Below are 14911 nucleotides of genomic sequence, written 5' to 3' on the forward strand. Positions count from 1 at the left end.
CACCAACTGGCGGATAGCGCGTATAATTAACGGCAATTGTCCTCTATTTTTGACACTCTATGCAATTTTCTGATTTTGATATTGATAACAAGCTACTGCAAGCCGTTGCTAAGATGGGTTACGAAACCCCAACGAGCATCCAACAACAAGCTATTCCTGAAGCGCTGCAAGGGCGAGACATTTTAGCTTCTGCACCTACCGGTACTGGTAAAACAGCTGCATTTTTGATCCCAGCTATTCAATACTTACTTGATTTTCCACGTCGGGAGCCAGGCTTCGCCCGTGTTTTGATCATGACGCCAACCCGTGAGTTAGCTTATCAAATTCATGAACAATGTGAACTACTTGCTAAAGGCACCAACCTTAAGATTGGGGTGGTAACTGGCGGTATTAACTACGGTACGCATAAAGAAATATTTGAAAAAAATAACGACATTCTAATCGCCACACCGGGGCGATTAATGGAATATTTAGAAACTGAAAACTTCCACGCCGAAAACGTCGAAATGCTTATTTTAGACGAAGCCGACCGCATGCTAGACATGGGCTTTCGTAAAGAAATGATGCGCATTTGTGAAGAAGCTAAAAATCGACGCCAATGCTTTTTGTTCTCAGCCACCCTTGAAGGCGACAGTGTTGAGCGTTTTGCTGAGCAAATATTAAATGACCCTGCGCTGCTTGAAGCTGAGTCATCACGAAAAGAAAAAGCCAAAATCCATCAATGGATCCATTTAGCCGATGACTACCATCATAAACTCGAGTTATTAGTTAATACACTAAATGGCCCTGATGTTAGCAAAGCGATTGTGTTTGTAAAAACCCGTGAACGCCTTGAAACCTTAATTGGTGAACTCACTAACAACGGTGTTAAAGCAGCATGGTTACGTGGTGAAATGCCACAAGACAAGCGTATGAAGGCAATGGAAAACTTCCACAGTGGCCGCACTAAAATACTCGTGGCGACTGATGTTGCAGCCCGAGGAATTGATGTGGCAGATATCAGCCATGTCATTAACTTTGATATGCCACGCACCGCAGATGTATATGTGCACCGTATTGGCCGTACTGGTCGCGCGGGTAAAAAAGGCATTGCGATTTCATTAGTGGAAGCCCACGATATTGCAATTGTAGCAAAAGTAGAACGTTACACAGAGCAAAAGCTTAAACGTCGTGTTATTAAAGGGCTCGAGCCAAAACATAAAGAAGCTAAGTTGCCAATTAAAAAACTCAAAGATCCGGCAAAAATTAAAGCCCGCAAAAAGGCGAAAGCTAAGAAAAAGAAGTAATCATTTTCTTTAATGTGTACAAAAGCCGAGACTGTTATAGCCTCGGCTTTTTAGTATAACTTACTGGCATTTACCTAAATCTTTCCATACCGCCCATGCAGATGAATTATCAGCAGGGTTGGCACCTTGTGTCCACCACTTAGCGCTGTAACGGTTGCCACTATAGGCGACTTCATTTCCTGCGGTGTAGGCCGTTGAGGCACTCCACGCAGCTAAACCACTGCAACCTGCTGGTGGCGTATCACCATCAGTTACTATCACTGTTTTTACTAAACTGTGATTGAGGCCTTGCGCATCACTTACTGTTAATTTTACTTCATAAGAGCCGGGAGCTTGATAAGTATGAGTTGGTGTTTTTGCATTGGCTGCATTACCGTCGCCAAACGTCCAGTTATAAGCCGTTACCGCTACATCATCGGTTGATGCGTTAGTAAAGCTCACCGCTAAACCAGTTACGCTAAAATCAAAGTTAGCTTTTGGCGCTTGATTTACAGCACCACCACCGCTACTTTGACAGTTACCTTGACGTGACCATACATTCGAAAAGACTGCCGGACTTGCACCCGTTGACCACCAAGTTGCTTTATATTTAGCTTGGTTATACTCAACTAAATCACCGACACGGTATGCTTTTGCTGCATCCCAACTTGCTAAACCATCACACCCACCTACCGGGGTCGATGAAACCGTCACCGTCTGACTGCGTTGATTTGTTTGCCCTATCGTATCCGTCACTTCTAAAACAACCGTGTAGTTACCTTCTGCTGCATAAGTATGAACAGGGTTTTGCGTGCTTGCAGTATTTCCATCACCAAAACTCCAGCTATAACTGCTAATGCCTTTATCATCAGTGGATGTATTACTGAATGTCACTTGTTTGTCATTTACCGAGGCACTAAAGCGCGCGACTGGTGCATTATCAACACCACTGCCATCACCACATTCAGATTGCGCTAAATAATCATAAGCATCTTTTGCTTTAACAATACCAAAGCCGTATGACGTATCACGCCCTGGTGTGCCTTTGTCTTGGGCTGTTACATTAAGTGCATCACGAATTTGTTGATTACTACAATTTGGAAAGTAACTCCATACTAGTGCTGCAACACCCGATACATGCGGTGTCGCCATTGAGGTACCACTAATACTTTTATAACCGCCGTTATTCCACGTTGAATTAGTGCCTACACCCGGCGCTGCAATTTCAACTTGTGAGTTATATTGTGAGAAGGAGGCTTTATTGCCATTACGATCAACCGCAGCCACCGATACCACAGAGTCATACGATGCCGGGTAGCTTAGCGAGCTATTTGCATCATTACCTGCCGCCGCAATATGTAACATGCCTTGCGCATAGCTATTGGCAAATGCTTGACGTTCAGCATTAGATGATTGTGGTCCCCCTAAGCTCATACTTGTCACACTTGCACCTGCTGACTGACACTGAGCAATTGCAGCAACAAGATCAGAGCCGTATGCCCAGTGACCTTGATCGTTAAATACCTTAACTATATGCAGCCCTAATTGACCCGATGAATTAACCCCAACAACGCCCAACCCATTACCGCCAAGTGCCGCAATGGTTCCCGCTACGTGAGTACCGTGACCATTACCATCGTTGTACCAATTCCCCGTATTATTAGCGCCATATCCATCACTACCTGTGATCCCTGTATTTGGTAAGTCAGGATGGTTAAGTGCATAACCGGTATCCATAATACATACTTTTTGATTACCAGTTAGATTGTCTGATAACTGTTGAGCTTGTACCATAGTGATCCCATAAGGCGTGCTCTCAGCCATTAAATAGCGCTTTGGATCTACTTCGATACTGGCTACATCCTCACTTTGCAACAATCGCGCTTTTTGCTCCGCCGTTAAAACCACCGCCATAGCATTAATATCTGGTAAACTTTGCAGCACTTCTACATTTGCTTGCAGAGCAATATCACTCATCAAATTCATTTTAATCGTATCAACGTGGGCTTTACTGCGCGCAAACGCAGTGTGTACCGCTGCTGTTTGCTCTGATAAATGCACGATAAAACGCGCTGATTCTACTTGCTCTGCCATTGCAGTGCTTGCAGTTGATAATAGAATCGCACTCGCTAATGCAGTTATTTTCAATGCGGGGGTTTTCGACGCTTTCATTTTAAAATCCTTGGATGTAAATTTAAATAAGCTATGAATTTACAATTAATTCACAACCCTTTAATGGAAACACCACAAGACAACGCTGTCAACTTAGTAATTGTAATCTATTAAAGTTTAAAATAGAGCAATTAATCTATTGTAATTTAAAGAGAATTATTTCATTTAAATATTTATCCCAAAACTCAGCTACACACCTTTAATTTATTAAGGAATGACATTTTCTGTAAATTAAATGTTACAAATAGCTATATACTGTATTAATCTAATAAAGCTAAAAAAGGAACAAATAAATCTAAAATAATGACCACTCATCGTATTTTTTACTCAGTAGAATGTAAAAAATTCTTAAGGTCACTATGAAAATATTAAATATCTTTAATTTACAATAGGTTAATTTTGGAATGGAATTTGTAACTAAGTAAATGTCATTCACTAAGCAAACTTGAGGGAAATCATGAACCGCTTTAAATTAACTGTATCATTAGTATCACTATGCTGTGTATTTTTACTCGCCTGTGCAACACAAGTCAGTGCAGCCACCAGCACGATTATGATCAGCAGCGTTTCTCCTCAGCCAACTTTACAACAAGCAATAATTGATAAACTACGCCGCAACCCAAACCTAAATCTTACACAACTGCAAGTGCATGTTGATGGCAACAAAATAGCCCTGTACGGCCAAGCTGCAACCGGTTTTGAACGCGCACTGGCACAAAAGTTTTTAGAAAACACCCAAGGTATCGCTATCATAGAAAATAAAATGCAAGTGAGAAATTAAAGAGCTTAGAGAGGCTAGGTTGGAGAATTTAATTGCTCGTTGTGTTTCTATTTAGTGCTTTATTAGTGCTGATTTTTATATTCACAAAAGTTCAACCCTCTTCAATATTGTAATGGCATGTAGTATCAAGTAAACAGTCAGTTCGAACTTAATGCCTGCCAATATAAAATTAATAGCACGAAGATAATTCATCATAATTATTTATGTCGGGCGTTTTTGCGGTTTTGGCATTCATTAAGAATATGCTGTTTTTGTTCTGGGTTGGCGCTGTGCCAAGCTAGGATTTCAGCTAGGGTTCTAAAGCAGCCGAGGCAAATATCATTGCCATCCAAACAGCAATGACGAATACATGGATTGTCGGGCTGCTTGGTGTTCAACTTATGACTATCCATTTTGAACCCCGCGTCGTTATTACTTACTAGACAGTAGCGGGGGTTTTTAGCTGTGTCTAATAAGTAATCTTAAAAAGCAGCACGCAATCATACAAAGCTAACTTTACTTACCTTGATGTTTTGCTAAGAATGGTTGTAGTCTTTCAAGCAGTAGGCCTTGTTTTAACTGCCCTTCTTGCATACCTAACTGCGCACCTATTTGCATTAGCTCTGGTGATTTAGCAAGAAACTTTTGCCCTGTGGGTGTTTCATAAAAGGCGATTAACTCATTGATTTCTTTTTCAGTAAAATTCTCAGAGTAGATTTCAACTAATTCTGTTAAAATTGCTTGTTGATCAAAATCATACTTAAACCAATCTCGGTAAATGTTTTTCAACTCTTCTTTCGCCGCGGCATCTAATTGTAACTGTACCGCCATTTGCTCAATAACTGGTAACATTGCTTCAAAACCACCATTCATCTGCTTATCCATGCCCATTACTGAGAACATTCTTTCAACTGAGCTGGTTGCCTGCTCTTGTGCATAGGTGGGATTGGTTAATATTAATAGTGAGAATGCGCATATTGATACTAGTTTTTTCATTGTAACTTCCTTATAGGGGATAAATAAACCTGTACTTATCTTACTCTTATTGCTGCTATTTCTCAGTAAAAAACTTAATACAGGAAATATGCGCAAAGCAAAATCCTATTGCCACCAGCATATATGTGTAAATTAGCACTATCAGCAAGTAAATATTACCTGCTGATACACTGACTCTAAAGCGAGTAATTACTCAGTCTGCTGTTGCTTTTCACTGATCATTGCATCGAGTTTTTCGCCGCCTTTGATACCAAAATCAAGGGTGCGAATTGGGAATGGAATACTAATATCAGCATCACTTAGTGCTTGCTTAACGGCTACAATTGCTTTGTGGCGTACTGTCATAAAGTCAGCCTCACCGGGGTATTTGATCCAAAACCACACCAGTAAGTTGACACTGCTGTCACCAAAACTGTCAGCATATACTGCGGTTTCCTGCTGTTTAATAACAAAATCAAATTCATTAATTTTTTTAACTATCACCTCAGCGGCAAGCTCAGGATCATCACCGTATGAAATACCCACCGGTACTTCAATACGGCGCACGCCTAAGGTACTGTAATTACGTAATACATTACGAAACAGTATTTTGTTAGGCACTAAAATTAATTGCCCGTAGAAGTTTTCCACCAAAGTGTTACGCAGGTTTATTGACTTAACAGTGCCAAACACATCATCGGTTTTAATGACATCACCTGTTTTAAAGGGCTTGCGGATCCCCATAGCAATACCGGCAATAAGGTTTTCGGTCATATCTTGAAAAGCAAAACCAATGGCAAGGCCCACAATCCCCGCACCGGCAAGCAGTGAGGTCACTGTGCCTTTGAGCCCCATAAAATCAAGTGCAACAAATAATCCCACGCACAATATTATCATTTTAAATATTGATGCCATCAAATCGGCAATTTGTTTAGAGTCCAAAGAGCGGCGTAATAAGTTACGCATCATCGAGCCTAAAAAGCGAGCGAGGATAGAAAATACAATGGCAATGATCACTGCCACTATAAAATTGGGAATGTGGCTTATGACAACATCAAACCAGCCACCGAGTTTCTCTTCTATTAACTTTTCAGCTTCACTGATAGAAGGTATTTTCAACATTATTTAACCCTAAGTATTCTTACATATACTCAAGGTACTGCAAAATAAGCGCCAAAACGTAAAAGCCATGCGGTGCATGGCTTTTTAAACTGAGCGATGTTTAAAAATTAATTTTGCTCGTCACGCATAAATACCGGCTCAAGTGCTTTTTGACTCGCTTCTTCACTGTAGTAGTAACCATCAACAGTAAACTTTTTCAGCTCACTTAACTGCGTGATTTTATTTTCAATAATGTAGCGTGCCATTAAGCCGCGGGCTTTTTTAGCGTAAAAGCTAATAATTTTATATTGGCCGTTTTTACAGTCTTTAAAGTGTGGAGTAATGATTTGCGCATTTAAGGTTTTTTTATCAACCGCTTTAAAATACTCGTTTGATGCAAGATTTACTAAATATTGGCTATCTTGCTCAGCGAGAACAGTATTGAGCTTATCGGCAATAATGCTGCCCCAAAACTCATATAAGTTTTTGCCACGGCTATTTTCAAGCTTAGTGCCCATTTCTAAGCGATACGCTTGCATTAAATCAAGCGGTTTTAATAACCCATAAAGGCCTGACAAAATACGTAAATGGCTTTGTGCGTAATCAAGTTGCCCAGCAGTTAAACTGTTTGCATCTAAACCACCGTATACATCGCCATTAAAAGCCATTACAGCTTGTTTGGCGTTGTCGGTAGTAAACGGTTGTGACCATTCGCTAAAGCGTGCAGCATTGAGGCCGGCAAGCTTATCGCTTATTTTCATTAAACTGCTAATCTGCGCCGGTGTTAACTCCCGACACACAGTCATTAACTCTTCGCTGTGCTCAAGTAACTCAGGTTGCGTGAATTTATCGGTACTTGCTTGGCTCTCGTAATCTAAATTTTTTGCAGGTGAAATAACAGTGATCATAGTTAGCTATTGACTTGGAAATTATTTAATGTCAATTTCAACATTAAATGAAACGAAAAGCACGTTTTGTTTGTATCAATCTTATGATACCTACCTTATTCGCATAGCAAATTAAACGATGCACCTTCGTTCTTTACTGATACGGACATAAGACCTATAAAGCACTGTCACAGTGTTGCAGTATAAGGTAGTTACAGTATTTTCTTTTAACTTGCTTGGAATGAGGAAAGCAAATGACTTCAGCTCTACAAAGGCTCAAACAACATTCATCTATCGTAGCGGACACTGGTGATATTGAAGCGATTAAGAAACACCAACCAGAAGATGCAACAACTAACCCTTCACTGCTATTAAAGGCTAGTGAGATTGCAGCCTACAAACCATATTTAGATAAAGCGTGGAGTTATGCTAAAGAAACCGAGCAAGACGCTGCAAAACAATTAGAGCTCGCGTGTGATTACTTTGCGGTATTACTTGGTAAAGAGATCAGTGAAATTGTACCTGGCTACATTTCTACCGAAGTTGATGCACGTTTATCGTTTGATACTCAGGCAACCATAGCTAAAGCGCATACTTTACTGAGCCTTTATGAAAAAGAAGGTGTCAACAAAGATAAAATTTTAATTAAAATAGCCTCAACATGGGAAGGTATTAAAGCCGCTGAACAACTTGAGAAAGAAGGTACTAAGTGTAACCTGACTTTATTGTTTAGTGATGCTCAGGCTCGTGCATGTGCCGATGCTAACGTATTTTTGATTTCACCATTTGTGGGCCGTATTCTTGATTGGCACGTTGCCAACGGCATGGAAAAGCCTACGGATCCATTGCAAGATCCTGGTGTGCAATCAGTACGTAGCATTTTTGAATTTTATAAACGCCATGATTACAAAACCGTGGTTATGGGTGCAAGCTTCCGTAACACCGGTGAAATCATCGCCTTAACGGGTTGTGACAAGCTAACGATCAGCCCTAACCTATTAGAAGAGTTAGGCAACCTTGAAGGCGCACAAGAGTATTTACTTGAAAGTGATATTGCTAAAGAGCCAAAGCCTGCGCCACTGACAGAAACACAATTTCGTTGGTTGCATAATCAAGATGCGATGGCGACTGAAAAACTAGCCGAAGGTATTCGCTCATTTGCAGACGCGCAAGAGCAGCTAGAAGCACGCTTTAAAGCAATGTAAACGGCTTTATCGACTCGTTAACTAATAAAAGATTAAACGTCGCATATGCGGCGTTTTTTTATGCAAAAATATAATCCCTATTCATTAATTTATCACTTATCTGTAACATAACCGTCACTTTTTTGTTCTATTTTAGTTTGGCCTGTGGTATAGGTATTTTCGAGGTTCAAAAAAATTCAATAGGAGAAGTTCATGGATAGCCTAGACGATATTTTAGAAATGTTAGAAGGTCCTGATACAACAAGAAAGACCTCTCAGAAAAATAAAAAGAGAAAATGGCGTGAGATCGAAGCTTTAAAAGATAAGCAACGTTTACGTAAAGAACTACAGGAACTAGATTTTTTTGCAGACAATATTGCGATTGATGAATTAGATTTTTAATTTAACTACGCAGTAAAACTAACCAACTAAAAAGGCCCTTGCTTAACTGCCAGGGCCTTTGTTTTATCGGTAAATATATATTGCGCGTTGCCTACCCCACGTAATTAAGACTTGTGTAGCAGCGATTTTACATCGCGACTGAATTTTATATTTGCGCGGGGTAAACCCGCGCCTACAATTCTTAAACTTGCCAATCGATCGCGGTTTTACCTTGCTGGGTTAATAACTGATTGGTTGTAGAAAAATGCTGACAACCAAAAAAGCCACGATGGGCAGACAACGGCGAAGGATGTGGGCCATTTAAAACATGATGACGGTTGCTATCAATGCCCTTCCCTTTTTTTTGCGCATGAGCACCCCATAAAATAAACACCACACCCTCGCAGTGTTGGTTAATATGGGCAATCACTTGATCAGTAAACTGCTCCCACCCCAAATGCTTATGCGAATGAGCTTGGCCTTGTTCAACCGTTAATACGGTATTGAGTAAAAACACCCCCTGCTCTGCCCAACGTTGTAAATAACCATGTGTTGGAATGCTGAAACCTAGAATATCAGCCGCCAGCTCTTTATAAATATTTTTTAATGACGGCGGCAGTTTACTGACTTCAGGCAACACAGAGAAACACAAACCATGCGCTTGGCCTTCGCCGTGATATGGATCTTGTCCTAAGATCACGACTTTTATTTCACTCAGCGGTGTTGCATCAAAAGCGCTAAATACCTGTGATTGAGGCGGATATACCGCGATGCCTTCGCTGCGCTTTTGTGCTACCGTATCAAGCGTCTGTTGCATATAAGGTTTTGCACATTCGGTTGTTAAAAAGTCTTGCCAATCACTCATTATGGCTCCTTAATTATTGCGCGTGAATCATCTATTTTAATACACATATCATCAAGGCCATCAATCATCCGTGTTGTAAAACGGTGTAATAAATCAGCATTTACACTAATAAACTGCTTATGCTTCACTGCGGGCACCTCTGGCCATTGCGACCAATCAATCACAGCTTGTTGCTGCTGTGATTTTTCGTCGGGTAATATAATCACTTCAGGCTTTGCCACCACAACATTTTCAATGCTGATCTGCGGGTAGTCAGTACGGCTGTTTGCAAATACATTGCGCCCTTGGCAAATATCGATTAGCTGATTGATCCAAGTATTTTTACCCACCGTCATCATTGGCTCAGGCCATAATTGATAAAATACTGCTACCTCTGTTTTATGTTGGTATTCAGCTCTGATAGCAGCAATTTTATCTGCAAATTCAATTGCAGCTTGCTCGGCAGCTTGCTCTCTCCCAGTCAGCATTCCTAAGCGGCGCAACTCATTTGGCACTTTATCGACTTCGCTGGCATCGCTGTAAGAAACGTCAATTCCAAAGCGCTCAATACGCGCTAAGTCTTCTGCTTTACTGCCTGTTTTCCAAGCTAAGACTAAATCGGGCTTAAGCGCTAATAGCTTTTCTAGCTGAATCCCTTGATGGCCACCAATGCGGGGGATATCGTTAGCTGCTGCTGGAAAGTCTGCATATTCAACTGTGCCAACTATTTGCTCGCCCGCACCTATGGTATAGAGGTTTTCAACAATATGGGGAGCAAGCGCGATAATTCTTAACTGCTGTTTGCTCGTAGCTGCAATAACGCTAAAGCTGTGTAAGATAACTAATAAAAAAAAGGCTAACCTAACCATTAGTAATCAAAGCCTATTTGCGCTTTAACGCCTGCGTCAAACGCATGCTTAACATTGCGTACTTCACTGACGGTATCGGCTAAATCAGTTAACTTACGATGCGCGCCACGACCTGTCACAATCACAGACTGCATTGGCGGACGATTAGCTATCACTTCAAGCGCTTCATCTAAATCAATATAGCCATAGGTGATCATATAGGTGATCTCATCAAGTAATACTAAGTTTATTGATTCATCTGCCAGCATACGTTTAGCTTCTTGCCACGTTGCTTGCGCCGCTGCGGTATCTGACTCTTTATTTTGCGTCTCCCAAGTAAATCCGGTATTCATAATAGCAAACTCAACCCCTGCACCTTGCAGTAAGTTGCGCTCGCCACAAGGCCAAGTGCCTTTTATAAACTGACATACAGCGGCTTTCATACCATGACCGACACAACGAGTTACTGTGCCAAACCCTGAGGTGGATTTTCCTTTACCGTTACCGGTGATCACCTGAAAAACGCCTTGCTCTGTCTGCGCTGCAGCAATGCGTTCATCTACCTTATCTTTTACTTTTTGTTGGCGTTGCTGGTGTTTATCGTTACTTGTGTCGCTCATAGATTACTTCCTTCCCAATCTTGGTAAATTTTTGTGATTTTTTCTAAATCTAAATGTTCTTTACACATTTCTGCTAAGCGCGTTAGTTGCTGCTCGCGATGTGTATCGATGTCTATTAATTGCGTAATACCACTATTGGGTAATACCCAATCAAGTATTAATTGCGTGGCTTCGCGGTTATCAAACAAGCCGTGTAAGTAAGTACCTGCTATACAGTTATCGACTGATATAAAACCGTCTTGCACAACATTATGTGGATGCTGCGTAAATTTTAAAAAAGGCTTATCGAGTGCCGGGCCTTGACTACTACCAGCATGAATTTCATAGCCTGTCACTTTAGCCTGCTGTCCTTGTAAAATGATCATCCCTTGTGCTTGGGTAAGTACTTTTTGCTGCCCAAGATGAGTCACAAAATCTGCAAAGCCTAAACCTTTACAATGAGTTTGCTTGGATTCAACTTCGTCAGGATCAAAAATATCAGAGCCCAACATTTGCAAACCGCCACAAATACCGAGCAATTTACCACCGTAGCGTAAATGGCGCTTAATTTGCTCCCCCCAGCCTTCATTTTTTAAAAAGGCCAAATCGCTGATCACATTTTTACTGCCCGGAATAATAATCAGATCAACATCTGGGATGGCTTGGGTATGGCGGACATAATTAATATCAATCTGCGGATTTAATCGCAGCGCATCAAAATCAGTATGATTACTAATATGCGGTAGCAGCAGTACTGCTATTTTTATTTTAGCTTGGGTTACTTGGTTATCAATCGCGACCGCATCTTCGGCATCTAAGGTTAGATCATGTAAATATGGTAATACACCTAACACAGGCTTCCCTGTGTATTCTTCAAGCCAATCGAGGCCACTTTGTAGTAATGCAATATCACCGCGAAAACGGTTAATTACAAACCCCTTTACTCGCGCTTGTTCAGATTCGCTTAACAGTGCCAAAGTACCAACTAAGTGCGCAAATACGCCGCCCTTGTCGATATCAGCAATGATGATAACAGGGCAATCAACCGCTTCGGCGTATCCCATATTAGCAATATCACCAGCACGTAGATTGATTTCAGCAGGGCTACCCGCCCCTTCAACCACTAGCAGCTCAAACTCTTCGCTTAAGCGTTGTTGCGAGGTGAGCACCGCATCCATCGCGACTTTTTTATAATCGTGGTACGCCTGTGCTTCCATATTGCTAATCGCTTTGCCGTGAATGATCACTTGTGCGCCAGTATCACTGTTTGGTTTGAGTAAAATAGGGTTAAAATCAACCCGTGGCGCAATTTTAGCGGCAATAGCTTGTAATGCCTGCGCACGACCTATCTCACCGCCATCTTCGGTTACCGCGCTATTTAAAGCCATATTTTGCGGTTTGAATGGCGCAACTTTAATGCCTTGCTCGACAAATACCCGACACAGTGCCGCCACTAAGGTACTTTTACCGGCGTCTGATGTTGTGCCCTGCACCATCAATGTTTTCATTGTGATTGCCCTTTAAGTGTTAAGGCAAGACCTGCCATTATAAATTCAACACGCGTAGCTTTTACTGCAATCGCTTGGTGCAACCAACCTGATTCATCCACAAATTGACGACTAAGCTCGCCAAGCGGCACAATGCCATGACCCACTTCATTACTGACAAAAATGACTTGCCCAGGTAAGTTATCAAGGGTATTTAGCAGTGCCGTTTTTTGTTCACTCCAGCAGCTATTGCTATGACATAAACAGTTACTTAGCCACAAGGTTAAACAATCAACTAAGATGCAGTTATCTTTGCTGCTATGTGCTTGCAGTGTTGCTGCTAAGGCAATGGGTTCTTCTATTAATTGCCAATCTGTAGGGCGCTGTTGCTGGTGATGCTTAATACGCGCTTGCATTTCTTTATCATGAGCTTGCCCTGTTGCAAGGTAAATAACAGGCTTATTAGTTTGTTGTGCAAGCTGCTCTGCAAAACGGCTTTTACCGCTGCGCGCACCGCCTAAAATAAGCGTGTGATTAACGTTCATAATAGACTCACTAAAGTTAAATAAATTGCAATTTCACTTAGCTGTTGTGCCGCACCGAGGCAGTCGCCGGTGTAGCCACCTAACTGGCGTTTGAACCAACTTATTAAAATCAATCTTAAAAGCAATAAAACAGCACTGATAATTAGCGCTGATTGCCATGAAATAATACCAAGTAAAATTAAACCAGCCAGTAAAGCGGCGGTGGTTAACAGTAAAATAGTTAAACTTGTAACCGATAAATGCATCGCCAGCGGTTTTACTTTTGAGGTGGCATCTTCACTGACGTAATCCATGCTCATAATTAAACTCGTTGCCACCATACGGCTTAAACATTGTCCGAGTAAAATTGCACTCAGCACACTTGATAATGATTCACTAAGAAAGAGTAGGCTCTGAAATTTAATTAGCAGTATGATAAATAATGCCGCCGCCCCGTATGTGCCAAGACGGCTGTCTTTCATAATGGCAAGTTTTTGTTCTACCTGCCAACCGCCACCAAAGCCATCCCAAACGTCAGCCCAACCATCTTCGTGAAAAGCTCCGGTTAACAGCAGCCCTATTGCCATCATTAATAGGATGCTAATTGATGGCGGAAACAGCAGCTGGAAAACACCATAACTAAGCGCTAATAATCCACCGAGTAACAAACCAACGAAAGCAAAATAACGACTTGCTTGGTTTAAATGCGCAGTACTAACATCAAAGCGTAATTTAACAGGTATGCGAGTTAAAAAGCTGATTGCTAATAATAGTAACTGCCATTGCGTAACGTTATTGTACACTGAGTTATTTTGCATTAACTAACAACCTGCTCTACACCAGCATCAGCAAAACTCGCCATTTGATTATAAAAACCCAGTGCAGCTTGCAGTAACGGGAGACTTAGCGCCGCACCTGTGCCCTCTCCCAAACGTAAATCGAGTTGTAGCAGTGGCTTAACATTTAGAGCCTCTAACATAAGCTGATGCCCTTGCTCATTTGAACAATGCGCAAATATTAAATACTCTTTAACTTCGGGGTTAATCGCGATAGCAACCATAGCTGCGGCGCTACAAATAAAGCCATCAACAACGACAACCATGCCTTTCTCGGCAGCACTAAGCATTGCACCTGTTATATGCACAATTTCAAACCCGCCTAACGCAGCAAGTAAAGTAATCGGATCAGCAAGGTGTGATTTATGTAATGCTAGCGCCTGCTCTACTACCGTTATTTTGCGCTTTACAATATCATCGCTCACCCCAGTGCCTTTACCTACACACTGCTGCGCGGGTAACTTTAGCATTGCCGCCATAATTGCTGCAGCACTGGTGGTGTTGCCTATACCCATTTCTCCAAATGCAACGGTATTACAACCGTTAAGATACAGCTGCTGGATAAGTTGCTTAGCATTATTAAAGCCTTGCTGCACTTGTGAGGTACTCATCGCCATTTCAGTATTTAATGGCTTGGTGATGCTACCTAAACGACAATTGTGCACACTCGCTGCTGTGACTGGATGCAAAGTGCCACAATCAACTACTTCAAGCTGCCAGCCAAGCTGTTGGCAAAATACATTGATGGCTGCACCACCGCTGACAAAGTTAGCAACCATTTGAGAGGTAACATCACTGGGTGCTATCGACACGCCTTGCGCTGCCACACCATGATCCCCTGCAAAAACCAATAAAGTAGGTTTGCTGATACTAGGCGTGAATGCTTTAAACGCGTGTTCCTCAGCCACATTTTGGCTAAACACTGTAACCAGTTGCATAGCACATTGCTCAAGCAGTCCAAGTGCGCCTAATGGTTTGGTTTTTTGATTTATTTTATCAGCGATTATGTAGCTAAATTGGTTCGTCATTGTGGGTATATTAAACATCG

General features: G+C 41.6%; 16 protein-coding genes. 4 read left to right on the plus strand and 12 right to left on the minus strand.

Translation table 11 applies throughout. The features are described 5' to 3' along the window. Positions 1-59: 59 nt before the first annotated feature. On the plus strand, positions 60-1286 hold the full coding sequence (gene srmB / locus KAN5_RS10440) for an ATP-dependent RNA helicase SrmB (protein WP_138554563.1): 1227 nt from the start codon (positions 60-62) through the stop codon (positions 1284-1286). A gap of 60 nt (positions 1287-1346) precedes the next feature. Here the strand turns inward: srmB and KAN5_RS10445 are convergent, their stop codons facing one another. Next, positions 1347-3437: a S8 family serine peptidase gene (locus tag KAN5_RS10445; protein WP_244389666.1), complete on the minus strand. Its 2091-nt coding sequence runs from the start codon at positions 3435-3437 to the stop codon at positions 1347-1349. A 457-nt stretch (positions 3438-3894) separates the two neighbouring features. Here KAN5_RS10445 and KAN5_RS10450 point away from each other — a divergent pair, with 457 nt between their 5' ends. After that, positions 3895-4218, plus strand: coding sequence for a BON domain-containing protein (locus KAN5_RS10450; protein ID WP_016709893.1), 324 nt, complete (start codon positions 3895-3897; stop codon positions 4216-4218). A gap of 197 nt (positions 4219-4415) precedes the next feature. Here the strand turns inward: KAN5_RS10450 and KAN5_RS10455 are convergent, their stop codons facing one another. The 4 genes from KAN5_RS10455 to yaaA all read right to left on the minus strand — a co-directional run bounded on the left by KAN5_RS10455 (position 4416) and on the right by yaaA (position 7181). Further along, positions 4416-4610 (minus strand): DUF1289 domain-containing protein, encoded by a 195-nt coding sequence (locus KAN5_RS10455; RefSeq protein WP_080571552.1) that lies wholly within the window; start codon positions 4608-4610, stop codon positions 4416-4418. A gap of 103 nt (positions 4611-4713) precedes the next feature. After that, positions 4714-5193, minus strand: a complete 480-nt coding sequence (locus KAN5_RS10460; RefSeq protein WP_016709894.1) for a DUF2059 domain-containing protein — start codon at positions 5191-5193, stop codon at positions 4714-4716. A 189-nt stretch (positions 5194-5382) separates the two neighbouring features. Then, the gene (locus tag KAN5_RS10465) at positions 5383-6294 is read right to left on the minus strand and encodes a mechanosensitive ion channel (protein WP_016709895.1); all 912 of its coding nucleotides are present in this window, start codon (positions 6292-6294) and stop codon (positions 5383-5385) included. A gap of 107 nt (positions 6295-6401) precedes the next feature. Then, positions 6402-7181 (minus strand): peroxide stress protein YaaA, encoded by a 780-nt coding sequence (gene yaaA, locus KAN5_RS10470; protein WP_138554560.1) that lies wholly within the window; start codon positions 7179-7181, stop codon positions 6402-6404. A gap of 233 nt (positions 7182-7414) precedes the next feature. Between yaaA and tal the strand changes: the two genes are divergently transcribed. Further along, positions 7415-8365 (plus strand): transaldolase, encoded by a 951-nt coding sequence (gene tal / locus KAN5_RS10475; protein WP_016709897.1) that lies wholly within the window; start codon positions 7415-7417, stop codon positions 8363-8365. 192 nt (positions 8366-8557) lie between these two features. Further along, positions 8558-8746, plus strand: a complete 189-nt coding sequence (locus tag KAN5_RS10480) for a DUF3545 family protein (RefSeq protein ID WP_016709898.1) — start codon at positions 8558-8560, stop codon at positions 8744-8746. A 181-nt stretch (positions 8747-8927) separates the two neighbouring features. On the opposite strand, the gene ung is transcribed toward KAN5_RS10480, so the two are convergent. From ung to cobT, 7 genes are read right to left on the minus strand one after another with little or no spacing between them, the layout of a single operon-like run. Then, positions 8928-9590 carry a uracil-DNA glycosylase gene (ung, locus tag KAN5_RS10485; protein WP_016709899.1) on the minus strand — a complete coding sequence of 221 codons (663 nt, stop codon included), beginning with the start codon at positions 9588-9590 and terminating at the stop codon, positions 8928-8930. Next, positions 9590-10438 (minus strand): cobalamin-binding protein, encoded by an 849-nt coding sequence (locus KAN5_RS10490; RefSeq protein WP_244389667.1) that lies wholly within the window; start codon positions 10436-10438, stop codon positions 9590-9592. The genes ung and KAN5_RS10490 overlap by 1 nt, the downstream gene beginning before the upstream one ends. Then, complete coding sequence (cobO, locus tag KAN5_RS10495) at positions 10438-11037, minus strand: cob(I)yrinic acid a,c-diamide adenosyltransferase (protein ID WP_016709901.1); 600 nt, start codon at positions 11035-11037, stop codon at positions 10438-10440. The genes KAN5_RS10490 and cobO overlap by 1 nt, the downstream gene beginning before the upstream one ends. Further along, on the minus strand, positions 11034-12524 hold the full coding sequence (locus KAN5_RS10500) for a cobyric acid synthase (RefSeq protein WP_244389668.1): 1491 nt from the start codon (positions 12522-12524) through the stop codon (positions 11034-11036). Before KAN5_RS10500 ends, cobO begins: the two co-directional genes overlap by 4 nt. Beyond that, on the minus strand, positions 12521-13048 hold the full coding sequence (gene cobU, locus KAN5_RS10505; RefSeq protein WP_244389669.1) for a bifunctional adenosylcobinamide kinase/adenosylcobinamide-phosphate guanylyltransferase: 528 nt from the start codon (positions 13046-13048) through the stop codon (positions 12521-12523). Before cobU ends, KAN5_RS10500 begins: the two co-directional genes overlap by 4 nt. Continuing rightward, positions 13045-13845, minus strand: a complete 801-nt coding sequence (locus KAN5_RS10510) for an adenosylcobinamide-GDP ribazoletransferase (RefSeq protein ID WP_244389670.1) — start codon at positions 13843-13845, stop codon at positions 13045-13047. The genes cobU and KAN5_RS10510 overlap by 4 nt, the downstream gene beginning before the upstream one ends. Beyond that, entirely contained in the window at positions 13845-14909 is a 1065-nt protein-coding gene (cobT, locus tag KAN5_RS10515) for a nicotinate-nucleotide--dimethylbenzimidazole phosphoribosyltransferase (protein WP_244389671.1), read from the minus strand. The genes KAN5_RS10510 and cobT overlap by 1 nt, the downstream gene beginning before the upstream one ends. Positions 14910-14911 lie beyond the last annotated feature (2 nt).

It is taken from the genome of Pseudoalteromonas sp. KAN5 (genome assembly GCF_022846535.1).
Taxonomy (GTDB): domain Bacteria; phylum Pseudomonadota; class Gammaproteobacteria; order Enterobacterales; family Alteromonadaceae; genus Pseudoalteromonas; species Pseudoalteromonas haloplanktis.

Excerpts from the sequence above, each read along its gene's own strand:
- srmB (WP_138554563.1), top strand. The coding sequence starts at position 60 with ATGCAATTTTCTGATTTTGATATTGATAACAAGCTACTGCAAGCCGTT.
- KAN5_RS10445 (WP_244389666.1), bottom strand. The coding sequence starts at position 3,437 with ATGAAAGCGTCGAAAACCCCCGCATTGAAAATAACTGCATTAGCGAGT.
- KAN5_RS10450 (WP_016709893.1), top strand. The coding sequence starts at position 3,895 with ATGAACCGCTTTAAATTAACTGTATCATTAGTATCACTATGCTGTGTA.
- KAN5_RS10455 (WP_080571552.1), bottom strand. The coding sequence starts at position 4,610 with ATGGATAGTCATAAGTTGAACACCAAGCAGCCCGACAATCCATGTATT.
- KAN5_RS10460 (WP_016709894.1), bottom strand. The coding sequence starts at position 5,193 with ATGAAAAAACTAGTATCAATATGCGCATTCTCACTATTAATATTAACC.
- KAN5_RS10465 (WP_016709895.1), bottom strand. The coding sequence starts at position 6,294 with ATGTTGAAAATACCTTCTATCAGTGAAGCTGAAAAGTTAATAGAAGAG.
- yaaA (WP_138554560.1), bottom strand. The coding sequence starts at position 7,181 with ATGATCACTGTTATTTCACCTGCAAAAAATTTAGATTACGAGAGCCAA.
- tal (WP_016709897.1), top strand. The coding sequence starts at position 7,415 with ATGACTTCAGCTCTACAAAGGCTCAAACAACATTCATCTATCGTAGCG.
- KAN5_RS10480 (WP_016709898.1), top strand. The coding sequence starts at position 8,558 with ATGGATAGCCTAGACGATATTTTAGAAATGTTAGAAGGTCCTGATACA.
- ung (WP_016709899.1), bottom strand. The coding sequence starts at position 9,590 with ATGAGTGATTGGCAAGACTTTTTAACAACCGAATGTGCAAAACCTTAT.
- KAN5_RS10490 (WP_244389667.1), bottom strand. The coding sequence starts at position 10,438 with ATGGTTAGGTTAGCCTTTTTTTTATTAGTTATCTTACACAGCTTTAGC.
- cobO (WP_016709901.1), bottom strand. The coding sequence starts at position 11,037 with ATGAGCGACACAAGTAACGATAAACACCAGCAACGCCAACAAAAAGTA.
- KAN5_RS10500 (WP_244389668.1), bottom strand. The coding sequence starts at position 12,524 with ATGAAAACATTGATGGTGCAGGGCACAACATCAGACGCCGGTAAAAGT.
- cobU (WP_244389669.1), bottom strand. The coding sequence starts at position 13,048 with ATGAACGTTAATCACACGCTTATTTTAGGCGGTGCGCGCAGCGGTAAA.
- KAN5_RS10510 (WP_244389670.1), bottom strand. The coding sequence starts at position 13,845 with ATGCAAAATAACTCAGTGTACAATAACGTTACGCAATGGCAGTTACTA.
- cobT (WP_244389671.1), bottom strand. The coding sequence starts at position 14,909 with ATGTTTAATATACCCACAATGACGAACCAATTTAGCTACATAATCGCT.